21 protein-coding genes are annotated in these 22,099 nt (G+C 65.1%); 12 read left to right on the forward strand and 9 right to left on the reverse strand.

All coding sequences use genetic code 11. The features are described 5' to 3' along the window. The first annotated feature begins 84 nt into the window (after positions 1-84). The 5 genes from aroG (at position 85) to glcF (ending at position 6,711) form a co-directional block, all read left to right on the forward strand. Entirely contained in the window at positions 85-1,158 is a 1,074-nt protein-coding gene (gene aroG / locus V6V88_RS07885; protein WP_056322603.1) for a 3-deoxy-7-phosphoheptulonate synthase AroG, read from the forward strand. 102 nt (positions 1,159-1,260) lie between these two features. Continuing rightward, positions 1,261-2,670 carry an FAD-linked oxidase C-terminal domain-containing protein gene (locus tag V6V88_RS07890; RefSeq protein ID WP_062838468.1) on the forward strand — a complete coding sequence of 470 codons (1,410 nt, stop codon included), beginning with the start codon at positions 1,261-1,263 and terminating at the stop codon, positions 2,668-2,670. A 180-nt stretch (positions 2,671-2,850) separates the two neighbouring features. Beyond that, positions 2,851-4,350 carry an FAD-linked oxidase C-terminal domain-containing protein gene (locus tag V6V88_RS07895; RefSeq protein ID WP_175156847.1) on the forward strand — a complete coding sequence of 500 codons (1,500 nt, stop codon included), beginning with the start codon at positions 2,851-2,853 and terminating at the stop codon, positions 4,348-4,350. A gap of 12 nt (positions 4,351-4,362) precedes the next feature. Continuing rightward, positions 4,363-5,469 carry a glycolate oxidase subunit GlcE gene (glcE, locus tag V6V88_RS07900; protein ID WP_062838466.1) on the forward strand — a complete coding sequence of 369 codons (1,107 nt, stop codon included), beginning with the start codon at positions 4,363-4,365 and terminating at the stop codon, positions 5,467-5,469. Between the two features lie 6 nt (positions 5,470-5,475). Further along, the gene (gene glcF, locus V6V88_RS07905; protein WP_223574791.1) at positions 5,476-6,711 is read left to right on the forward strand and encodes a glycolate oxidase subunit GlcF; all 1,236 of its coding nucleotides are present in this window, start codon (positions 5,476-5,478) and stop codon (positions 6,709-6,711) included. 27 nt (positions 6,712-6,738) lie between these two features. Here the strand turns inward: glcF and V6V88_RS07910 are convergent, their stop codons facing one another. From V6V88_RS07910 to V6V88_RS07930, 5 genes are all read right to left on the reverse strand, one after another. Beyond that, on the reverse strand, positions 6,739-8,178 hold the full coding sequence (locus V6V88_RS07910) for an NAD(P)(+) transhydrogenase (Re/Si-specific) subunit beta (RefSeq protein WP_062838464.1): 1,440 nt from the start codon (positions 8,176-8,178) through the stop codon (positions 6,739-6,741). Continuing rightward, on the reverse strand, positions 8,175-8,492 hold the full coding sequence (locus tag V6V88_RS07915) for an NAD(P) transhydrogenase subunit alpha (protein WP_006224972.1): 318 nt from the start codon (positions 8,490-8,492) through the stop codon (positions 8,175-8,177). Before V6V88_RS07915 ends, V6V88_RS07910 begins: the two co-directional genes overlap by 4 nt. Before the next feature lie 2 nt (positions 8,493-8,494). After that, a complete protein-coding gene (locus tag V6V88_RS07920; protein WP_056322621.1) occupies positions 8,495-9,613 on the reverse strand; it encodes a Re/Si-specific NAD(P)(+) transhydrogenase subunit alpha in 1,119 nt (372 codons plus the stop codon). A gap of 191 nt (positions 9,614-9,804) precedes the next feature. Continuing rightward, complete coding sequence (locus V6V88_RS07925) at positions 9,805-10,680, reverse strand: N-formylglutamate amidohydrolase (protein ID WP_062838463.1); 876 nt, start codon at positions 10,678-10,680, stop codon at positions 9,805-9,807. A 67-nt stretch (positions 10,681-10,747) separates the two neighbouring features. Then, the gene (locus V6V88_RS07930) at positions 10,748-11,737 is read right to left on the reverse strand and encodes a tripartite tricarboxylate transporter substrate binding protein (RefSeq protein WP_223574793.1); all 990 of its coding nucleotides are present in this window, start codon (positions 11,735-11,737) and stop codon (positions 10,748-10,750) included. Positions 11,738-11,975: 238 nt separating this feature from the next. Between V6V88_RS07930 and V6V88_RS07935 the strand changes: the two genes are divergently transcribed. From V6V88_RS07935 to V6V88_RS07945, 3 genes are all read left to right on the forward strand, one after another. Then, complete coding sequence (locus V6V88_RS07935; protein WP_062838461.1) at positions 11,976-12,902, forward strand: LysR substrate-binding domain-containing protein; 927 nt, start codon at positions 11,976-11,978, stop codon at positions 12,900-12,902. A 7-nt stretch (positions 12,903-12,909) separates the two neighbouring features. Continuing rightward, positions 12,910-14,028, forward strand: a complete 1,119-nt coding sequence (gene mnmA / locus V6V88_RS07940; protein WP_062838460.1) for a tRNA 2-thiouridine(34) synthase MnmA — start codon at positions 12,910-12,912, stop codon at positions 14,026-14,028. 84 nt (positions 14,029-14,112) lie between these two features. Continuing rightward, positions 14,113-14,931: a sulfite exporter TauE/SafE family protein gene (locus V6V88_RS07945; RefSeq protein WP_280004174.1), complete on the forward strand. Its 819-nt coding sequence runs from the start codon at positions 14,113-14,115 to the stop codon at positions 14,929-14,931. A 79-nt stretch (positions 14,932-15,010) separates the two neighbouring features. Here V6V88_RS07945 and V6V88_RS07950 read toward each other — a convergent pair whose 3' ends face one another. Then, complete coding sequence (locus tag V6V88_RS07950) at positions 15,011-15,622, reverse strand: glutathione S-transferase (protein WP_056322638.1); 612 nt, start codon at positions 15,620-15,622, stop codon at positions 15,011-15,013. 162 nt (positions 15,623-15,784) lie between these two features. Here V6V88_RS07950 and purB point away from each other — a divergent pair, with 162 nt between their 5' ends. The 3 genes from purB to V6V88_RS07965 all read left to right on the forward strand — a co-directional run bounded on the left by purB (position 15,785) and on the right by V6V88_RS07965 (position 19,047). Further along, a complete protein-coding gene (gene purB, locus V6V88_RS07955) occupies positions 15,785-17,161 on the forward strand; it encodes an adenylosuccinate lyase (RefSeq protein ID WP_062838459.1) in 1,377 nt (458 codons plus the stop codon). A gap of 58 nt (positions 17,162-17,219) precedes the next feature. Then, positions 17,220-17,678 carry a cytochrome c gene (locus V6V88_RS07960; RefSeq protein WP_056322645.1) on the forward strand — a complete coding sequence of 153 codons (459 nt, stop codon included), beginning with the start codon at positions 17,220-17,222 and terminating at the stop codon, positions 17,676-17,678. A gap of 140 nt (positions 17,679-17,818) precedes the next feature. Further along, positions 17,819-19,047, forward strand: a protein-coding gene (locus V6V88_RS07965; protein ID WP_338615615.1) for an IS3 family transposase whose coding sequence is annotated in 2 segments (ribosomal slippage) — positions 17,819-18,166 and positions 18,169-19,047 — 1,227 coding nt in all. Because the reading frame shifts where the segments join, the coding sequence is not laid out codon by codon here. A gap of 58 nt (positions 19,048-19,105) precedes the next feature. Here the strand turns inward: V6V88_RS07965 and V6V88_RS07970 are convergent. The 3 genes from V6V88_RS07970 to V6V88_RS07980 all read right to left on the reverse strand — a co-directional run bounded on the left by V6V88_RS07970 (position 19,106) and on the right by V6V88_RS07980 (position 21,108). Beyond that, complete coding sequence (locus V6V88_RS07970) at positions 19,106-19,798, reverse strand: cytochrome b/b6 domain-containing protein (protein ID WP_223574799.1); 693 nt, start codon at positions 19,796-19,798, stop codon at positions 19,106-19,108. 86 nt (positions 19,799-19,884) lie between these two features. Next, positions 19,885-20,166: a hypothetical protein gene (locus V6V88_RS07975; protein WP_056320023.1), complete on the reverse strand. Its 282-nt coding sequence runs from the start codon at positions 20,164-20,166 to the stop codon at positions 19,885-19,887. Positions 20,167-20,748: 582 nt separating this feature from the next. Next, entirely contained in the window at positions 20,749-21,108 is a 360-nt protein-coding gene (locus tag V6V88_RS07980; RefSeq protein ID WP_062838457.1) for a hypothetical protein, read from the reverse strand. Positions 21,109-21,343: 235 nt separating this feature from the next. Here V6V88_RS07980 and V6V88_RS07985 point away from each other — a divergent pair, with 235 nt between their 5' ends. Next, the gene (locus tag V6V88_RS07985; protein ID WP_062838496.1) at positions 21,344-22,054 is read left to right on the forward strand and encodes a DUF3053 family protein; all 711 of its coding nucleotides are present in this window, start codon (positions 21,344-21,346) and stop codon (positions 22,052-22,054) included. Positions 22,055-22,099: the final 45 nt, after the last annotated feature.

Genomic DNA, 22,099 nt, shown 5'->3' on the forward strand with positions numbered 1-22,099 from the left:
GGAAAGAATCCCCCCAAAAAAGCCGCCAGCGAATCTGGCGGCTTTTTTTTATGCCGCCGTGGCGGGCAACCCAGGAGCAGTACCGTGTCGCACAACACCGATGACCTTCGTATTCGAGAAATCAAGGAACTGAATCCGCCCTCGCACGTGATGCGCGAGTTCGCCTGCACCAAGGAGGCGTCCGAGACCGTCTTCGCCGCGCGGCAAGGCATGCACCGCATCCTGCACGGCATGGACGACCGCATGATCGTCGTGATCGGTCCGTGCTCGATTCACGACACGCGTGCCGCCATCGAATACGCCAAGCGCCTGAAGCCTGTGCGCGACCGCCTGAGCGCGGACCTGGAAATCGTGATGCGCGTCTATTTCGAGAAGCCGCGCACGACGGTGGGCTGGAAGGGGCTCATCAACGATCCCGACCTCGATGGCAGCTTCGACATCAACAAGGGGGTGCGCGTGGCCCGTCAACTGCTGCTGGACATCAACAGCATGGGGCTGCCGGCGGGATGCGAGTTCCTGGACATGATTACGCCGCAGTACATCGCGGATCTGGTCTCCTGGGGGGCGATCGGCGCGCGCACGACAGAGAGCCAGGTGCATCGCGAGCTGGCGTCCGGCCTGTCGTGTCCGGTGGGATTCAAGAACGGCACGGACGGCAACGTGAAGATCGCCGTCGATGCCATCAAGGCGGCCTCGCAACCGCACCATTTTCTGTCGGTGACCAAGGGCGGCCATTCGGCCATCGTGTCCACCGCCGGCAACGAGGACTGCCACGTGATCCTGCGTGGCGGCAAGACCCCGAACTACGACGCCGCCAGCGTTGACGCCGCCTGCCAGGACGTGTCCAAGGCCGGTCTCGCGCAACGCATCATGGTCGATGCCAGCCACGCCAACAGCAGCAAGAACCCCGAGAACCAGCCGCTCGTCGTCGAGGACGTCGCGCGCCAGATGGAAGCCGGCGATGCCCGCCTGGTCGGTGTCATGGTCGAAAGCCACCTCTTGGGCGGCCGCCAGGACATGGTGCCGGGCCAGCCCCTGGTGTATGGCCAAAGCATCACCGACGGCTGCATCGACTGGGACGCCTCGGTGGCTGTGCTGGAGCGCCTGGCGCAGGCCGTGCGTGAACGCCGCCGCGTCGCGCTGACCTCCGGGAAATGAAGAGGATGCGCGCCGCGCACCCTCCGCCTGGCGGGGTGTGCGGCGCAGCACGCGGGGCGGCGTAGAATATTCGCATTATCGAACCCGGGAAACCACGAGATCATGAACGCTCCCTTGCACGCCGAATCGTTGCGCCGCGCGGTGCCGGCCGCCTGCCTGGATGCGCTGCGCGCGCACTTTGGCGACCGCCTGTCGGAATCGGCCGCCGTTCGCGAGCATCACGGCCGCGACGAATCGCCTTATCCGGCCATGCTGCCTGACGCCGTGGTGTTCGCGCAGTCCACCGAAGACGTGGCGTACGTCGCCAAGGTGTGCAACGAGCATCGCGTTCCCTTGATTCCGTACGGCGCCGGGTCTTCGCTGGAAGGCCACATTCTCGCCATCCAAGGCGGCATCAGCCTGGACCTGTCGCAGATGAACAAGGTCCTGGCCATCAACGCCGAAGACCTGACCGCCACGGTGCAGGCCGGCGTGCTGCGCAAGCAGCTCAACGAAGAAATCCGCAGTACGGGCCTGTTCTTCCCGATCGATCCGGGTGCTGACGCCAGCCTGGGCGGCATGGCCGCCACCCGCGCCTCGGGCACCAACGCCGTGCGCTACGGGACGATGCGCGAGAACGTGATGTCGCTGACCGTCGTCACTGCTGACGGCCGCATCATCCGCACGGCCGGCCGCGCCCGCAAGTCGTCGGCCGGCTACGACCTCACGCGCATTTTCGTGGGCAGCGAAGGCACGCTGGGCATCATCACGGAAGTCACGGTGCGGCTGTATCCGCAACCCGAAGCCGTGTCCGCCGCGGTCTGCAATTTCCCGACGCTGGACGCCGCGGTGCAAAGCGTGATCGAAATCATCCAGATGGGCGTGCCCATCGCGCGCGTCGAGTTCATGGACGCCGCGAGCGTTCGCGCCGTCAACCTGCACAGCAAGCTGACCCTGCGCGAGACGCCGCTGCTGGTATTTGAATTCCACGGCAGTCCGGCCGGCGTGCAAGAGCAGGCCGAAACCGTGCAGGCCATCACGGCCGAGCACGGCGGCATGGACTTCGAATGGGCCGAGCGCCCCGAAGACCGCAGCCGTCTCTGGACCGCGCGCCACAACGCGTACTTCGCGGGCCTGCAATTGCGTCCCGGCTGCCGCGCCAGCACCACCGACGTCTGCGTGCCGATCTCGCGCCTGGCCGATTGTGTGCGCGATACCGTCGAGGAACTGGACCGCGCAAGCTTTCCGTACACGATCGTCGGCCACGTGGGCGACGGCAACTTCCACGTGCTGATGTTGCTGGATGCCGATAGCCCGCAGGAGTGGCAGGAATCGGAAGCCATCAACCACAACCTCGTGCGCCGGGCCATCGCTGCCGACGGCACTTGCACGGGCGAACACGGCGTCGGCCTGCACAAGATGCAGTTCATGGCCGAAGAGCATGGCGACGACGCGCTCGACCTGATGCGCAGCCTCAAGCACGCCTTCGACCCGAACAACATCCTGAATCCGGGCAAGATCGTTTCCTGGTAAACGGCGGGCGGGGCGGCAGGCGCCGCCTCGCTTGGGTCCGCGCCTGCTGCATTTAAGCGACAGGCACATGGCCGGTTTACGGTCGGTTACGTATGAATCGGCCGCAAAGCCCCGTAAATACGTCAGGTGCGGGTAAATCCCGGCCTGATTAACCGGGGCACTCGCGCTATTGTTGCGCTCATGAATTCACTGGTCGAAACTGGCCTGGCACAAGTGCAGGCGCCTTATTCGCAGCAACAGCTCATCGAGGCGTTGTCGGCCGTGCTGCCCGCGCACTGTGTGCTGTATCGCGAAGAGGACACACGTCCTTACGAGTGCGACGGCCTATCCCTTTACCGCTCCATACCCGCGGTGGTTGCCCTGCCCGAAACCGAAGCGCAGGTGCAGGCCATCATGCGCGTGTGCAAGCGTCTGAATGCGCCGATCGTGGCGCGGGGCGCCGGAACCGGTTTGTCGGGCGGCGCCATGCCGCATAGCCGGGGCGTGCTGCTCGGGTTGTCCAAGTTCAACCGCATCAAGCATATCGACCTGGCCAGCGCGACCGCCATCGTCGAACCCGGCGTGCGCAACCTTGCCATCTCCGAAGCGGTGTCGCCCTACGGGCTGTACTACGCGCCGGATCCGTCCAGCCAGATTGCCTGCTCCATCGGCGGCAACGTGGCGGAAAACTCCGGCGGCGTGCATTGCCTGAAGTACGGCCTCACGGTGCACAACGTGCTGCGCGTGCGTGTGGTCACGATAGACGGCGATGTGGTCGAGCTGGGATCGCACGCGCCCGATGCGCCAGGGCTGGACCTGCTGTCGGTGTTCATCGGATCCGAGGGCATGCTGGGCGTGGTCACCGAAGTGACCGTCAAGCTCATCCCCAAGCCGGCGTGCCAGCAGGTGGTCATGGCCAGTTTTTCCAGCGTCGAGGCGGCAGGCAATGCGGTCACGCAGGTGATCGCGGCGGGCATGATTCCCGCCGGCCTGGAAATGATGGACCGCCGCGCGACGCACATGGTGGAACCGTTTGTCCGCGCGGGCTACGACATGGACGCGCAGGCCATCCTGCTATGCGAATCGGACGGCACGCCCGAAGAGGTGGCGCACGAGATCGCGCGGATGGAAGCGGTGTTCCGGCAGGCTGGCGCCACGCGCTGCCAGGTGTCGGCGTCCGAGGCCGAACGGTTGAAATTCTGGGCGGGACGCAAGAACGCGTTTCCCGCCGCCGGGCGCGTGTCGCCCGATTACTACTGCATGGACGGCACGATTCCGCGCCGTCATCTGGCGCGCGTGCTGGGCGCCATCGAACAGATGGAAGACGAATTCGGCCTGCGATGCGCCAACGTCTTTCATGCCGGGGACGGCAATCTGCATCCGCTGATCCTGTTCGATTCGAATAAGCCGGACGAGGTGGAACGCGCCGAAAAATTCGGTGCGGCCATTCTTGAGCTGTGCGTGCAGGTGGGAGGAACCGTGACTGGAGAGCACGGTGTGGGAATGGAGAAAATAAATCAAATGTGCGTGCAATTCTCTCGCGAAGAACTCGACGCGTTCCTGGCAGTCAAGCGGGCCTTCGATCCGCCGTGTCTGCTCAATCCTGAAAAGGTCATCCCCACGCTGGCTCGCTGCGCCGAATACGGCAAGATGCACGTCCATGCGGGAGAATTGCGCTTCCCCGATCTCGCCCGTTTCTAGGACGTATCCCTTATGGATTTTGTCCTGTCGGAATTGTGCGACCAGGTCATGACGGCGCGTGCCGGTCACAAACCCCTGTTCGTGATGGGCGGCGGCAGCAAGCGGTTCTACGGCAACTATCGTCCGGTCAGGCCGCAGGATGGCCATTGCCTGCTGGACATGACGCCTTACCGCGGCATCGTCAGCTATCACCCGTCCGAACTCGTGGTGACCGTGCGCGCCGGCACGCCGCTGGCCGAACTGGAAGCCGCGCTCGCCGAGCACGGCCAGATGCTGGCCTTCGAGCCGCCGCATTTCGCGTCCACCGCGACCGTGGGCGGCTGCGTGGCCGCCGGCCTGTCGGGGCCGCGCCGCATGAGCGCCGGCGCCTTGAAGGATTTTGTGTTGGGGGCGCAACTGCTGGATTCCGAAGGACGCATCCTGTCCTTCGGCGGCGAGGTCATGAAGAACGTGGCGGGTTATGACGTGTCGCGCCTCCTGGCCGGCTCGCATGGCATCTTTGGCGCCATCCTGGAGGTGTCGCTCAAGGTCGTGCCCAAGCCGATGGAAGAGATGACGCTGATGCTGCCCGCCACGCAGGCGCAGGCGCTGGCGAACTTTGCCTTCTGGCGCGGCAAGCCGTTGCCGATCTCCGCATCGAGCTGGACGAGCGAAAGCGGTGGGGCCGAGGGCATGACGATGGTGCGTCTGTCGGGCGCGCCACCCGCGCTCGCCAGCGCCCGAGGGCTGATCGGCGGCGACCTGATGGCGCCCGAGGCCGCGGCGGCGTGGTGGCAGTCGCTGCGCGAGCAGACCCACGCGTTCTTTTCGCCCGGGCAGCCCTTGTGGCGTCTTGCCCTGCCGCCCACCACGGCCGACCTCGAACTGGGGCCGACGCTGATCGAGTGGGGCGGCGGGCAGCGATGGCTGAGCGGCCCGCACGATGCGGCCCAACTGCGCGACGTGGCGGCCCAGCATGGCGGCCATGCCACGCTGTTCCGGCCTGCTGAGACTGCGCCGCCGGCCGATGGCGTGTTTCACCCGCTAGCGCCGGGCATTGGCGCGATCACCCGCCGGCTGAAGCAGGAACTTGATCCCGCCGGCCTGTTCAACCCCGGCCGCCTGGTCCTGGAGCTGTAGGACATCATGCAAACCAATCTGGCATCCTGGGCTAGCGGCACCGATTTGGGCAACGAGGCGGACGCCATCCTGCGCCGCTGCGTGCATTGCGGATTCTGCACGGCAACCTGTCCGACCTACCAGGTCCTGGGCGACGAGCTGGACAGCCCGCGTGGCCGCATCTATCTCATCAAGCAGGTCCTTGAAGGCAAGGAACCGACGCAGTCCACGCAGCAGCATCTGGACCGCTGCCTGACCTGCCGCAACTGCGAGACCACCTGCCCGTCGGGGGTCGAATACGGCCATCTGGTCGATATCGGCCGCAAGATCGTGGACGAGCGCGTGGAGCGGTCATGGGGCGATAGAACCCGGCGCACCTTGCTGCGCAAGGCGATGCTGTCGCCGATGTTCGCGCCCGCCATGCGGCTGGGCCAGAGCCTGCGCGGGCTGCTGCCGCAGGCGCTCCGGCGCAAGGTGCCGGAACGCCGCGACGCGGGGCCGCTGCCCCAGGTGGGGCAGCACGCACGGCAGGTGCTGATGCTGGCCGGCTGCGTGCAGCCGGCCATGATGCCCTCCATCGACGCCGCCACCATCCGCGTGCTGGATGCCGTTGGCATCGGCGCGCGCATTGCGCCGGGCGCCGGCTGCTGCGGCGCAGTCAGTTTCCATCTGGATGCGCAGGACGAAGCCGTGGCGCAGATGCGCGCCAATGTCGACGCGTGGTGGCCGCTGGTGCAGGACGGCAAGATCGAAGCCATCGTGATGAACGCGTCGGGCTGCGGCGCCATGGTCAAGGAGTACGCGCACCATCTGCGCCACGATGCGGCCTATGCGCAAAAGGCTGCGGACATCGTGGCGCTGGTCAAGGACGTGGCCGAGATCGTCGCGCCGCACGCCGGATTGCTGCGCGCGCGGCTGCCGGCGGGCATGCGGGCCGCCTTTCATCCGCCATGCACCTTGCAGCACTGGCAGGGCTTGCGGCCGTTGTCCGAGCAGTTGCTGGCCGACCTGGGTTTTGATCTGCAGCCGTTTGCCGACAAGCACCTGTGCTGCGGGTCGGCCGGCGCGTACTCGGTATTGAATCCGGACATCGCGCTTGAGCTGCGCGACCGCAAGCTGGGCGCCATTGCGGCGGCAAGTCCCGATGTAATCCTGTCGGCCAACATCGGGTGCATCGGCCATCTGCAAAGCGGCACCGACACGCCGGTGCGGCATTGGGTCGAGGTGGTGGACGAGCAGTTGCGCCGCGCCGCGCAGGGCTAGGCCCGCGCGGCGGTTGGCGCGCGCCGCCTACTCGACCGCCTTGACCATGTCCTCGAGCACCTTCTTGGCGTCGCCAAAGACCATCATTGTGCGGTCCATGTAGAAGAGCTCGTTGTCCAGGCCGGCATAGCCCGAGGCCATGGAGCGCTTGTTCACGATGACCGTGCGCGCCTTATAGGCCTCCAGGATGGGCATGCCGGCGATGGGCGACTTTGGATCGTTCTTGGCGGCGGGATTGACCACGTCGTTCGCCCCCAGCACCAGCACCACGTCGGTCTGGCCGAACTCACTGTTGATGTCTTCCATTTCGAAGACCTGGTCGTACGGCACTTCGGCCTCGGCCAGCAGCACGTTCATGTGGCCGGGCATGCGGCCCGCAACCGGGTGGATCGCGTACTTGACGGTCACGCCGCGCTCGGTGAGCTTTTCGGCAAGCTCCTTGAGCGCGTGCTGCGCGCGCGCCACGGCCAGGCCGTAGCCCGGCACGATGGTCACGCTTTCGGCGTTGGTCATCAGGAACGCCGCGTCATCCGGGCTGCCCGACTTGACGCTGCGTTGCGGCGTGTCGCCAGCGGCCGCGGCGCCGCCCGCCTGGCCGCCGAAGCCGCCCAGGATCACGTTGAAGAACGAGCGGTTCATCGCCTTGCACATGATGTAGGACAGGATGGCGCCCGACGAGCCCACCAGCGATCCGGCGATGATCAGCATGGGGTTGTTCAGCGAGAAGCCGATTCCCGCCGCCGCCCAGCCGGAATAGCTGTTCAGCATCGACACCACCACGGGCATGTCCGCGCCGCCGATCGGGATGATGATCAGCACGCCCAGCACGAAGGCGATGAGCGTCATGATGATGAAGGGCGTCCATTCCTGCGTGAGCATGAACCAGACGCCGCAGCCCAGCATCGCCAGCGCCAGCGCCAGGTTCAGCATGTGCTGGCCGGCGAACACCACCGGCGCGCCCTGGAACAGCCGGAACTTGTACTTGCCGGACAGCTTGCCAAAGGCGATGACGGAGCCTGAGAACGTGATGGCGCCCACGAACGTGCCGATGAACAGTTCAAAGCGGTTGCCGGTGGGGATGGCCATGCCGGGCGGCGAGATGCCGAAGGCGTGCGGCTCGGCCACGACGGCCACCGCGATCGCCACCGCCGCCAGGCCGATCATGCTGTGCATGAAGGCGACAAGTTCGGGCATCTTGGTCATCTCGACGCGCTTGGCCATCAGCGTGCCGATGGAGCCGCCGACCAGCAGCCCCAGCACCACCCAGCCCAACCCGATCGTGGCCGTGCCGCTGCGTGCCAGGCCAACGATGAGCGCCGCGGTGGTCACCACGGCGATCGCCATGCCGGCCATGCCGAAGGCGTTACCCAGGCGCGAGGTGGTGGGATGGGACAGGCCCTTGAGCGCCTGGATGAAGCAGACCGAGGCAATCAGGTAAAGCAGCGTGACGAGGTTCAGCGAGATCATTTCGCTTCCTCCTTGCCCGGCTTGCGGTCCTTTTTCTTGAACATCTCGAGCATGCGCCGCGTCACGAGAAATCCGCCAAAGACATTCACGGCGGCCAGCGCCACGGCAAAGACGCCCATGCCGCGCGCCAGTCCGCCTTCGGTCAGCGCGGCAGCCAGCATCGCGCCCACGATGATGATGGCGGAAATGGCATTGGTGACCGCCATGAGCGGCGTGTGCAGGGCGGGGGTGACGTTCCAGACGACGTGGTAGCCGACGTAGATGGCCAGCACGAAGATGATGAGGTTCATCAGGGTGGGATTGATCGCTTCCATGGTTACGTCCTCCGCGTCACATTGCCGCCTTCGCACACCAGGCAGGCCGCCACGATTTCATCGTCGCGCTGGATCGCCAGCGCGCCGTCCGCATTGATGATGAGCTTCAGGAAATCCAGGATGTTGCGCGCATAGAGCGCCGAGGCGTCGGTGGCGACCAGGCCGGGCAGGTTGGTCAGCCCGATGATCGTGACATCGTGTTTTTCGACGATGCGGCCTTTCTCGGAAAGCGGGCAGTTGCCGCCGCGTTCGACGGCAAGATCCACCAGCACCGAGCCGGGCTTCATGGCCGCCACCGTTTCCGCCGAAACCAGCATCGGGGCGGGCCGGCCGGGAATCAGCGCCGTGGTGATCACGATGTCGGCCTGCTTGCAGCGTTCGGACACCAGCGCCGCCTGGCGGGCCATCCAGGCCGGGGGCATGGGGCGCGCGTAGCCGCCCTTGCCCTGTGCGATCTCGCGTTCTTCGTCGGTTTCGAAGGGCACGTCGATGAACTTGGCGCCCAGCGATTCGACCTGTTCGCGGGCCGCGGGGCGCACGTCGGATGCCTCGACCACGGCGCCCAGCCGCTTGGCCGTGGCGATGGCCTGCAGGCCTGCGACGCCTGTGCCCAGGATGACCGCGCGCGCGGCCTTCAGCGTGCCGGCGGCCGTCATCATCATGGGAATCAGCCGTCCGTAGTGATGGGCGGCGAGCAGCACGGCCTTGTAGCCGGCCAGGTTGGCCTGCGAGGACAGCACGTCCAGGCTTTGGGCGCGGGTGATGCGCGGCGCGGCTTCCAGCGCAAAGCCGGTCAGGCCGGCAGCGGCCAGTTGCGCCAGGCCTTCGGCGTCGAAGGGATCGAGCATGCCGATGACCACCGTGCCCGGTTTCATGTGCGGCAATTCTTCGGGGGAGGGCGCGCGAACCTTCATTACCAGATCGGCGCCCAGGGCATCCTGAGCGGAACCTAGCGTGGCGCCCGCGGCAACGTAGGCATCGTCGGGATAGCGGGCCGCGGCGCCCGCACCACGCTCCACGACGACGGTGTGCTTGCCGCCCACGTACTTCTTGACGGTCTCCGGTGTTGCTGCGACACGGGTTTCCCCGTCTCGGGTTTCTTTTGGTATCCCGATGTGCATCGACGCCTCTCCTCAGAAGGTTCGCCGTAGTTATACACGGAATGTGCGCTCTGACGCTTCCCCCGTTTGTCCGCTTCTCGCGCGGGCAAAAAAAACCCCATGGCGAACCATGGGGCAGGGGTCTTGCAACCCGAATGCGCCGGCCGGTATGAACACGTCGCTGGCCGGCGCCGGCGAACAGACGTCCGGCGTCAAGCCGTCTGCGCGCGCGTCCAGTTGATCAGCGCGCCGGTGAGGTCGCGCAGATCGGCCTTCAGGCGGCCATAGTTTTCGGTGGGGCGAAGCGACACTTCGTCCATGTAGAGCTTGCGGTTGATTTCGATCTGCAGGCTGTGGCGGCCTTCTTGCGGGCGGCCGAACGCGCGCACCAGTTCCACGCCCTTGTAGGGATCGTTCACGGTGACGTCGTAGCCGCGCTCGCGCAGCCAGGCTGCGATGAATTCGCGGAAGGCGGGGTCGCTGGTGCTGCCGTCGCGATCGCCCAGCACGAAATCGGGGTGGACGAGGCCGGGGCGGTCGGTGGCGAATTCGCCGGCGACGCTGGGCATGGAATGGCAGTTGATGTGCCAGACCTTGCCGAACTTGCGATGCGCGTTGTCCAGCACCTGGCCAAGCGCGGCGTGATAGGGCTCCCAGCAGGCGTCGATGCGGTGGCGCACTTCCTCGACCGTCAACTTTCGGTCGTACAGCGGCGTGCCGTCATCGAGCATGCGCCAGATCAGGCCCTTGCCAAGCTTGACCTTGGGCGAAGGATTCAGCGCGTCAGGCCAGGCCTGGTCCAGCAGCAGTTCGTCGATTTCGTCGCGGGCGCGGTTGGCGTCGATGTAGGCGCGCGGGAAGGCCGCGGCAATCATCGGCACGCCCATCTCGATGGCGTCGCCCCACAGATCGTCAACCCAGGTGTCCTCGGCGGTGCGCAATGCGCCAAAGTCCACCGCGGCAGCGAAATCGGGGGGGTAGGCGGTGCCGCTGTGCGGGGAGTCCAGCACGAGGGGGGCCGAAATATCCGAATCGGGGTATTGCTGCGGAAGGTCGAGGCGGTAGGACAGGGGTTGGGTAATTCGCATAGGGGGGTACTGCGTTCGTGAATCGGAGGTCCTCGCGCGCCGGCGGTGCGCGAGGACCGAAGACCGGTTAGTCGATCTTCACGTTGGCTTCTTTGGCGATGCGCTTGTTCTTGGCGATTTCAGCCGAGATCTGCGCGCCGAATTCGGCCGAGGTGTTGGCCGCGGGCGAAGCGCCCAGGGCAGCGAGGCGGCTCTTGACGTCCTCTTCGGCGCTGACCTTCTGGACAGCGGCGTTCAGCTTGGCCAGCACGGGGGCGGGCAGCTTGGCCGGGGCGACCAGGCCGAACCACGACGCGTCGTTCACGGCGGGCAGGCCGGCTTCGGCGAACGTGGGCACGTCAGGCAGCGCGGCAACGCGCTGCGGGGCGGCGACAGCCATGGCGATCAGGCGGCCGGACTGCACGTGCGGGAGGGTGGAGGGCAGGTTGTCGTACATGACGTCGACCTGGCCGGCCAGCGCGTCGTTCAGCGCGGGACCAACGCCACGGTAAGGCACGTGCATCAGGTCGGTGCCCGACGCCATCTTGAACAGTTCGCCCATCATGTGCGAGACCGAACCGTTGCCGGCCGACGCGTACGTCAGCTTGCCCGGCTGGCTCTTGGCCAGCGTGATGAACTCGGCGATGTTCTTGGCCTGGACCTTCGGGTTGATGGTCATGATGTTCGGCACGGCGGCCAGGTTCGAGATGGGCGTGAAGTCCTTCTCGCCATCGAACGGCAGGTTCGGGTAGATGGCCGGGTTGATGCCGTGCGTGCTGACGGTGGCAATGCCCAGGACATAGCCGTCCGGCGCGCTGCTGGCGACGAACGCGCTGCCGATCGAGCCGCCGGCGCCGCCGCGGTTTTCCACGACGACGGTCTGGCCCAGTTCCTTGCCGAGCTTGTCGGCAAACAGGCGGCCGACGATGTCGGTGGTGCCGCCGGGCGGGAAGGGAACGATCAGGCGGATGGGCTTGCTGGGATACGCGTCTTCAGCGTGCGCGATACCCGAGGTCAGCGGCGTGGCCAGGGTCGCGGCGGCGACACACAGGCCCAGAACTACATTACGGCGTTGCATGAATTCCCCTACTAATGAATGGAAAGCAGCTGCATGAAAGCAGTCGCAAACCCGACGATTCTTTCCTGGCGGGCGGGTTTGCGCAAACGAAAGATTCTCCGTAAGCTATGACTTTTTTTCATACCTCTTTCTCGGCAGAGCTTCGCCGCGGTTACTTTTATGTAACATTCGCCGTGCATCCTGTGCTGACGTCACGCCCGCGAGGGCAAGGGAGCCCCACGACGGGTGGGGGCTGCAAATGAGGCGTTTCTGTCCCTCTTTAACTGATCTTCAGGCCTTTGAAGTCGCCGCCAGACACAGCAGTTTCACGCGGGCCGCGCAGGAATTGTGCGTGACGCAGGGCGCGGTGAGTAAACAGGTGAAACATCTGGAGGAGTTCGTCGGCGTCGAACTATTCCTGCGAATCAGGCAAGGCCTGGTCTTGACCGAAGCGGGTCGCAGTTACCTGGCCAAGATCCAGGCCGGTCTCGGCCAGATCGAAGCGGCCACCGTCGAACTGATCGCGCATCAGGGGCGGGGCGGCACACTGAACCTGACCTGCATGCCCACGTTCGGCGCGCGCTGGCTGATTCCGCGCCTGACCGCCTTCATGCGCTTGCGTCCCGACATCCATGTGGAATTCCTGCCGCACCGCCAGGGCTACGACTTCTCCACGCCGGAGCTGGACGCCGCCGTGCGCTTCGGCGAGGGCCTGTGGCCCGGCAGCGGGGCCGATTACATCGTCGGCCGCGAGATTCTTCCCGTCTGCAGTCCCCGCCTGATCCCGGGCGGGTGCTCGTCGCCCGAAGCGCTCCTGGCCTATCCGCTGCTGCACCATACGTCGGCCCTGGAGGGCTGGCGCGACTGGTTCGAGCAGGCAGGCTGCGACACGCGCCGCAGCCTGGAAGGCGCGCGCTTCGACCAGTACGCGTTGCTGTCGCAGGCAGCCGCCGCGGGCTTTGGCGTGGCGCTGATCCCGCGCTGCCTGATCGAGGACGAGCTGCGCGACGGCAAGCTTGCCATCGCCATCCAGCTGCCGATCCGGGCGCGCATGGGCTACTACCTGTGCTATCCCGAGCAAAAGGCCAATCTGCCCACGTTGCAGGCCTTCCGGGCCTGGCTGATGGAAGTGTCCCGCGCCGCCGAGCCCCAGCCGAGGGAAGACGCCGTGTCCGATCTAAAATAGCCGCATCATGAGTCAAACATCCACCAAGAAAGGCCGCGTTGTCGTCGGCATGTCCGGCGGGGTCGATTCTTCGGTCACCGCGTGGCTACTCAAGCAGCAAGGCTACGAGGTCGTCGGCCTGTTCATGAAGAACTGGGAAGACGACGACGATTCCGAATACTGCTCCACCCGCCAGGATCTCCTGGACGCCGCCAGCGTGGCCGATCTGGTCGGCGTGGAATTCGAATTCGTCAACTTCGCCGCCGAATACAAGGACCGCGTGTTCGCGGAGTTCCTGCGCGAGTACTCCGCTGGCCGCACGCCCAATCCCGACGTGCTGTGCAATGCCGAAATCAAGTTCAAGGCATTCCTGGACCACGCCATGGCGCTGGGCGCCGAGCACATCGCGACCGGCCACTACGCGCGCGTGCGCGAAGTGCCGGCCGAGGGCGGCGGCACGCAGTTCCAGCTGCTCAAGGCGCTGGACGCTTCCAAGGACCAAAGCTACTTCCTGCATCGGCTGAACCAGGCGCAGTTGTCGCGCACGCTGTTTCCGCTGGGCGAGATCCACAAGACCGAAGTGCGCCGCATCGCGCACGAGATCGGACTGCACAATGCCGCCAAGAAGGATTCCACCGGCATCTGCTTCATCGGCGAGCGCCCGTTCCGGGAATTTTTGAACCGCTACCTGCCGACTGAACCGGGCCCCATCCTGACGCCCGAAGGGCAGAAAGTGGGACGCCACGAAGGCTTGTCGTTTTACACGCTGGGCCAGCGCAAGGGGCTGGGCGTGGGCGGCGTGAAGGGCCGGCAACGGGAGGACGGCACGGCCGAGGCCTGGTACGTGGCCCGCAAGGACCTCGCGCGCAACGTGCTGTACGTCGTGCAGGGGCACGACCATCCGTGGCTGCTGTCCGGCAACCTGAAGGCGCAGGACGCGAGCTGGGTGGCGGGCCACCCGCCGGCCGCGGGCGTCTACGGCGCCAAGACGCGTTACCGGCAGGCCGATGCGGCGTGCCGCCTGGCCGATGCGGCGCAAGAGACGTTTTCACTGGAATTCACCGACCCCCAGTGGGCGGTGACGCCCGGCCAGTCGGCCGTGCTATACGATGGCGAGGTTTGCCTGGGCGGCGGGATCATTCTTTAGGAATGCCCTGCCGCACGTAACCAAGGCCCCCGGGTGCAATATCCGTGGGGCCTTGTTCATGACAATAAAAGCGAGGAGAGGGTTGTGGATGTGACGATGGTGATCTGCCTGTTGGTCCTGGGCGGCGTGGTGGGCTTTGCGGCGGGCCTGCTTGGCATTGGCGGCGGGATGCTGCTGGTGCCGTTCCTGACGATGCTGTTCACCTGGCAGAAAATGCCGGCCGATCTGGTCGTGCATGCGGCGATCGCCACGTCCATGACGTCGATCCTCTTTACGTCCATCTCCAGCGTCCGGGCCCACCAGCAGCGAGGCACCATCAAGTGGCGGATCGTCGCCGCGATGGCGCCGGGCATCATCGTCGGCGGTCTGCTCTCCGGCGGTGCGGTGTTCGCGGCGCTGAGCACGTTGTGGCTGTCGCTGTTCTTCGCCCTGTTCGTTGGGTATTCCGGCTGGAGCATGCTGCGCAACAAGAAGCCCAAGCCCACGCGGCAGATGCCGGGGGTTGTCGGCACCAGCGCGGCCGGCGCGGGCATCGGCTTTCTGTCGGGCCTGGTCGGCGCCGGGGGCGGGTTCCTGTCGGTCCCGTTCATGGTCTGGTGCAATGTGGCCCTGCACAACGCGGTGTCGACGTCGGCGGCGCTGGGCTTTCCGATTGCGCTGGCCAACAGCGTGGGCTATGTCGTTTCTGGCCTGAACGAGGCCCAGACCTATCCGGGGATGCTCGGCTTCATTTATTGGCCGGCGTTGCTGGCGCTGGTGTGCACCAGCGTCCTGACCGCGCCGCTGGGCGCGCGCATGGCGCATCGCCTGCCGGTGCAGACGCTCAAGCGTGTGTTCGCCGCGCTGCTGTTTGCGCTGGCTGCCTACATGCTGTTCAAGGCCTGGCAGACCTGGGCGGTTTGATCGGGGAAATGAAAACCGGCCGCGATAAGCGGCCGGTAAAAGCGAGCGCCCGGCCATGCCGGGCGTTTTTGTTGGGGCGTCAGGCGGTCTTGGGCACGGTGTCGATGAACGACTGGCGTTGGGACAGCTTGTCGTACAGGCGGGCCAGGTTGGGCTGGCCCGTGCGCCAGTCCAGCGATGGGAAGCGCAGGTCCAGATACCCCAGGGCACAGCCCACGGCGATGTCCGCAAGGCTGTAGTTGATGCCCATGCAATGCGCGTTGTCGCCCAGGCTTTTGTTCATGGCGTCCAGGCTGGCGTGGATCTTGCCGTACTGGCGCTCGATCCATTCGGGGCTGCGCTGGGCTTCGGGGCGCTGGTTTTCCTTGACGATGGTCACGCACGCGTCCAGGAGGCCATCGGCGATGGCTTCCCAGCACTTGACGGCTGCGCGGTCGCGTCCGGGTTGCGGAATCAGCCGGGCGACAGGAGACAGGGTGTCCAGGTATTCGACGATGACGCGCGAGTCGAACAGGGCGCCGCCATCTTCCATGACCAGGCAAGGAACTTTGCCCAGCGGGTTGTACGTTTGGATCTGCGTGTCGGCGGACCAGACGTTTTCGAGTTCAAGCCGGTAGTCCAGCTTTTTCTCGGCCATGACGATACGCACTTTGCGCACGTAGGGACTGGTAAGCGAGCCGATCAGTTTCATGGAGTCACAAGCGGAGTCGGAAAGCGGCCGAAGTATAGCAGGCTGTATGACGGCCGGAATTGTCCGCAGGGCGGAATCTTCGTCAGTTTGCCACAATGTCTGGCCGCCCCGGATGATAAAATCGCCGGGTTTTCCCATCCGTCGTTTTTTCTCTACCAGACCATGCAAATCGCCGATCAGCTGAGCCAACTTAATGCCCTTTCGCCACTGGATGGCCGCTACGCTTCCCGGGGCGACGCGCTGCGCGGTTTGCTGTCCGAAGCCGGTTTCATGGCGCACCGCGTCGAAGTCGAGGTCGCCTGGCTGATCGCGCTGTCGGACGCCGGCCTGCCCGAGCTGCCGGCCTTCTCCGAGGGCGCCCGCGCGCGTCTGGCCCAGCTGGTCGCCAATTTCTCCGAAGCCGACGCCGGCCGCATCAAGGAGATCGAGCGCGTCACCAACCACGACGTGAAGGCCGTTGAATACTGGCTGAAGGAAAAGGTCGCCGATGACGCCGAACTGGCCCGCGCGGCCGAGTTCATCCACTTCGCGTGCACGTCCGAAGACATCAACAACACCTCGCACGCGCTGATGCTGTCGCGCGCCCGCGACCAGGTCGTGGTGCCGCGCCTGCGCGAAGTGGCCGCCAAGCTGAATGAAATGGCCATCGCCAACGCCGACCAGCCGCTGCTGTCGCGCACGCATGGCCAGCCCGCCAGCCCGACCACGCTGGGCAAGGAATTCGCCAACGTGGCCGCGCGCCTGAACCGCGCCATCGCCGCCGTCGAGGCCGTCGAGCCCCTGGCCAAGCTGAACGGCGCCACGGGCAACTACAACGCCCACCTGTCCGCCTATCCGGAAATCAACTGGCCCGAATTCAGCAAGCGCGTGCTGTCCGGGCTCGGCCTGACCCAGAACCGCCACACCATCCAGATCGAGCCGCATGACTGGATGTCCGCGCTGTTCGATGCGATCACCCGCGCCAACATCATCATCCTGGACCTGGATCGCGACATCTGGGGTTATGTGGCGCTGGGCTACTTCAAGCAGCGCCTGAAGGAAGGCGAGGTCGGTTCGTCGACCATGCCGCACAAGGTCAACCCGATCGACTTCGAAAACTCCGAAGGCAACCTGGGTCTGGCCAACGCCGTACTGCGCCATCTGGCCGACAAGCTGCCCATCTCCCGTTGGCAGCGCGATCTGACCGATTCCACCGTCCTGCGCAACCTGGGCGTGGGCCTGGGCTACTGCCTGGTGGCTTGGGATGCCTGCATGCGCGGCCTGGGCAAGCTGGAAGTCAACACGGCCGCCATCGACGCCGATATCGACGCGTGCTGGGAAGTGCTGGCCGAACCGGTGCAGACCGTCATGCGCCGCTACGGTCTGCCGCAGCCCTACGAACAGCTCAAGGCCTTGACGCGCGGCAAGGGCATCACCGAAGAGGCCCTGCGAGAATTCATCCAGGGCCTGGCGCTGCCTGAAGAGCCCAAGGCCCGCCTGCTGGCGATGACCCCGCGCTCCTACATCGGCCTGGCGGCCGAGCTGGCCCGGGCGGTATAGTCGCCGTGCCGCGCGCGTCATGCGCGCGGCTTTCACGTTGTACCTACGGGAGATCGCAATGAAGAAGTTGTCCACGCTCGCAGCGCTGGCCTGTATGACGGTGGGTCCGCTGCTGGCGACGTCCGCCTCCGCGCAATTCGCCAAGCCCGAAGATGCGGTCAAGTACCGCCAGTCGGCGCTCTCGCTGATCGGCTCGCATTTTGGCCGCATGGCGCCGGTGGTCAAGGGCCAGGCGCCCTACGACGCCGCGCAGATCAAGGCCAACGTCGATGTGCTGAAGACGCTGTCGGCATTGCCTTGGGCGGGCTTCGGTCCGGGTACGGAAGGCGGCGACGCCCGTCCGGAAATCTGGAGCGATGCCGCGGGCTTCAAGCAGAAGCAGCAGGCGTTTCAGGACAACATCGTGAAGTTGTCGGCGGCTGCCGACGCAGGCGATCTGGACAAGCTGCGCGCCGCTTTCGGCGACGTGGGCGCCAGCTGCAAGGCCTGCCACGACGCGTATCGCAAGAAGAAGTAAGGTGCTGGGCCGGCCGTGCCGGCCCGCCGCCCAACAAGCAAAAAGCAAAAAGCAAAAAGCCCCGTCAAGGGGCTTTTTTCATGGGTGTGACCCGTCCTGGAATTGGTTGACACCTTTTTGAGAGAAAAAAGGAGAGTCAATTGGAATCAAGGATCAAGCGCACCCAGCGGGACTACAGCCTGGCTTTTAAACTGTCCGTTGTCGAGCAGGTGGAAAAAGGCGAGCTGACGTACAAAGAGGCTCAGCGCCGCTATGGAATCCAAGGTCGGTCGACGGTGCTGGTGTGGCTGCGCAAGCATGGTCGACCGGGGCTGAGCGGCTGGAGCCTGCCGACGGTCAGAGGAGTGGACATGGATCGTCAAGGCAAAGTGCTTACCCCCGAGCAGCGGATCAAGGAACTGGAGATTCAGCTCAAGGAAGCCCGCGAGAAGGCGCAGTTGTTTGAGGCCGTGGTCAATGTGTTGGAGAAGGATTACGGGGTACGCGTCGTAAAAAAGCCTTTGGGCAAGTCCTCACGCAAAAGCTCGTCCAAGGGCTGAGCGTGGCAAGGGCTTGCCGTTACATGGGCCATAGCCGCCAGGCGTATTACAAGAGCAGGCACAGAGAGCGCGAGCGCCAGCAGCAGGCATGCCAAGTAGTATCGATGGTCACCGCGCTGCGGGTACGTCAACCGACGTTGGGTACGCGCAAGCTGCATCACATGCTGGGCCAGCCGCTACGCGAGGCGGGGATCAAGGCCGGGCGCGATGCGCTGTTCGACATCCTGCGCAGCGCCCGGATGCTGGTGCGGCCGCGCCGGGCGTATCACAAGACCACAGATAGCCATCACCGCTTCCGACGCCACCCTAACCTGCTCAAGGCAGGCGAAGGCCAAGTGGTGCCGACGGGCCCGGAGCAGGTCTGGGTAGCCGACATCACCTACCTGCCGACCGCCCAGCGGTGCACCTACTTGAGCTTGGTGACCGACGCCTACTCGCGCAAGATCGTGGGCTACCACGTGGCAGAGAATCTGCAGACCGAAGGGGTGCGCCGCGCACTGGAGATGGCGTTGCGCTCGCGGCGCTCGAGCCAACCGCTGGTGCATCACTCGGATCGAGGCATCCAGTATTGCTCAACGTACTACCAGCGCCTGCACGCGCGGCACGGCATCCGTTGCTCGATGACTGACGGCTACGACTGCTACCAGAATGCCTTGGCTGAGCGGGTCAACGGCATCCTGAAGGGAGAGCTATTGCTCCACAAGCCCGCCGATCTGGCCCAAGCCCGGCTCATGGTCAAGCAGTCCGTCGAAATCTACAACACCGAGCGTCCGCACCTGTCCCTACAATGCAAAACACCCGATGAAGTTCACCGGGTGTTCAGTCCGTAGCCTGCTACGGATACCGTGCCGTAGGTGTCAACCTATGGCAGGACGGGTCAGTGCGCGATCAGGAGAAGGACATGTCGGACACGATCTCGAGCGATCGTATCCACAGCACCAGTCCCGTCACGCAGGCACCCAACACCAGGGCGCGCAGCCAGACCGCCAGCCCATCCTGCGCGGGCGGCGTGCCGGCCGGCACATCCTTGGCGTCGACGTTGCCGGTGATGATGGCACGCACCAGACGCTTGCGGCGCACGACCGCATACCAGGTGACGGCCAGCAGGTGCAACGCGACCAGGCCGATGATGACCCACTCGTTGAGCTTGTGCCAGGACGTCATCGCGCTGGCGGTGGCTTCCGAGACATACCCGAACAAGGGGCCCTGCGTCATGATGTCGTCGGTGGTGAACAGGCCGCTGACCGCCTGAAAGCCCACGACCAGCAGCAAGGCCATGACCGACAGCGCGCCCAGCGGATTGTGGCCGGCGGGCGCGGCGGCGCCCTTCAGGTAGCGGACCACGGCGCCCGGGCCGCGCACGAAATGCGCGAAGCGGGCATAACGCGGTCCGGCAAAGCCCCAGAGCAGGCGAAACAGGATCAGGCCCAGCGCCGTACACCCGAAACGCACATGCCAGTCCATGTACAGACCGCCCAACTTGACGCTGACGAACGCGCCGACGATGCAGACGACGAGGGCCCAGTGAAAGAGTCGGGTGGGGAGGTCCCAGATACGGACCGCGAGACGATTGTTCTGCATGTTGAGATCGGCGGACTGGAGTTGCCCGGACTTTATCACGCACAAAGCAAACCGCCGCACTAGTCAGGCGGCGGTTTTGAGTCAGATCAGCGAGCGTTGCGGCGCACCGGTTCGATGCGATGCACGTGCTCGTGGCGGAACCGGATGCGTTGGCCCGGCGCCTTCTGTACGGCCGATCCGCAGGGCACGACTTCGGTGGTGTAGGTCGTCGTGCCGTTGATCGGCGCATTGAAGATGACCGTGGCGCGAATCTCGGGGCCGTCGGCCGGTTGCAGATAGACGATGTCGCCGATGTGGATGGGCATGTCGTCGAGCTGCGTATGGGCCGGGCGTCGGATCAGGTCGGTGGTGGTGAAACGAGTGTTCATGTTGTGTTCTCTTTAGGTTCTAGTTATAGGAAAAGCTGCGTCTTGCCATGGTGAACGCACCGGGCGGGAAAATTGCCGCCATGAGTGTGCGTGATGCGCTGCGTCCGCCGGATGTGATTGGACACGCGCTACATGACACTAACGCATTGCTGCTGCCGTCCTTTTGCGCATTCTCATGTTTTTTGCGCGCCGGGTCCGGCGAAGTGATGCCTTCGTCCAGTCTTGGAGGGCATCGATTCAGGCTGCGCGGCGAAAGACAAGATTGCCGGCGCGTTGGCGTACGCCCGCTTGGTAGCGGGTGAAGCCATCATTTGGGTTGGGTTTGCTTCATGCCGGTCCGGACTGGCGGACGGGTGAAGGCGTTCCCGATGCGGCGCTGGGGTTGCGTTTTTTGCGTTGTACTTCGCTAGGACGCCAGCGCTGTCGGGCGGATCTTGGCAGGGGGTGGCCACAGGCGTTTAGCTTGGCCGGGCTGACCCTCAAAGGTCTGCTCTTTCAGATCCAACCGACGATATTATCGACATTTGAGCGATTATGCAAGCTTTTTCGAAAAGGAGGGCGCTAGACGTGCGCCCTTGCCTATTAGTGCGTTGCGGGCCGGGCCTGTCGCTGGGCCTCGATGATCAGGCCTTCCAGGCGTGGCGACATGCGCAGCGCCACCTGGGCGCCGGTCGTGCCATCGGGCTGCTGCTGGGTTTCCAAGGCGAGTTCGATACGTTCGTCGTCAAAGGCCTCCGGGGCCGCCTGAATTTCCACATAGCGCTCGAGCAAGGCATTGACCGCCTTTTGCGCATCCGCCAGCGCTTGCTCCGACAACTTGCCGTGGCCCAGGTATTGATTGACCACGCGCGCGAGGTCGTTCATGAAATGAAGCAGGGCGTTTGCGCCGCGGCAATCCGGCAGGGTGAAGCCCCAGGGAAGGGGGGAAGCGTTCTGAGTCATGTCGTCAGCCAAGGCAATGAGAAGAGGCGGCAACCGGCCGCCGAATGTTCGATTTTAGAGGATGCGCAAGGGCTGCGACGCGGGCGCGCGGCGCGGCGCGCACTGTGTCAACTCGCTTCGATGGCAACAAATTCCGCCCCTTCTGGCCCCACTGGCAGCGCTACCGGATAATCTGCCGGAATGGCCCGCCTCGTGCGGCCGTAATCTGCGGAATCGGAGTGCTAACAGGATGCGCATGGTTTGGGTTCGCGCGTGGGTGACAGGCATGGCGGTCGTCTCGATGTTGCTGGCGGCGTGCGTCAACAAGGAACCGCAGGAGCGCGCCGCATTCATACAGTTGCTGCAGGGTCGGATGAACAACGTGACGCTCGTGCCGATCGGCATGCTGGACAAGTCGGAAAAGGAAGCCATTGGCGGCTACGACGACGCGTACGAGGTCATGACAGATTTCCAGGAGGCCTTGGCCAAGGCGGCGGCGCCCCTGCGCGAGGTGTTGTCGGTGGAGACGATTCAGTCCGTTGAAGAGATCGTGGCGCGCCGGGGCAGCCTGGAGACCGCACGCAAGACGCTGGCTGGCAGTGCCGCCCAGATCCAGGCGGCGCGCGGCAAGGCAGACAAGGCGCGCGCGGATCTTGCCTTGCCCGCCGACCTGGCGCCCGTTTATGACGGCGTCTATGACGAGGCGGTGACGGCGCCGGCCGGGGAATTGATCGACGCGGCATCCAGGATGGATGCGATTGCCCGCGATGCGCTGGCCATTGCGGACTTCGTGGCGGCCAATGCCGCGGACATCCAGTTCGAAGATGGGCAAACAAAGGTGGCCAAGCCGACCTTGCAACAAGAGCTGAACCAGCGGTTGCGAGCATTGAACGCGCAGTCGGGTGGGCTGGAAGCCGCGCGCGCAACACTACTGCAGGCGGCCAGCGCGGGCTCGGCCGCGCCCTAGCTATGCGCCAGCCCTGTCGCGATCCCAGCGGCGCCCGGCCGCGCT

It is taken from the genome of Achromobacter sp. E1 (genome assembly GCF_037039475.1).
GTDB classification, from domain to species: Bacteria; Pseudomonadota; Gammaproteobacteria; order Burkholderiales; family Burkholderiaceae_B; genus Achromobacter; species Achromobacter mucicolens.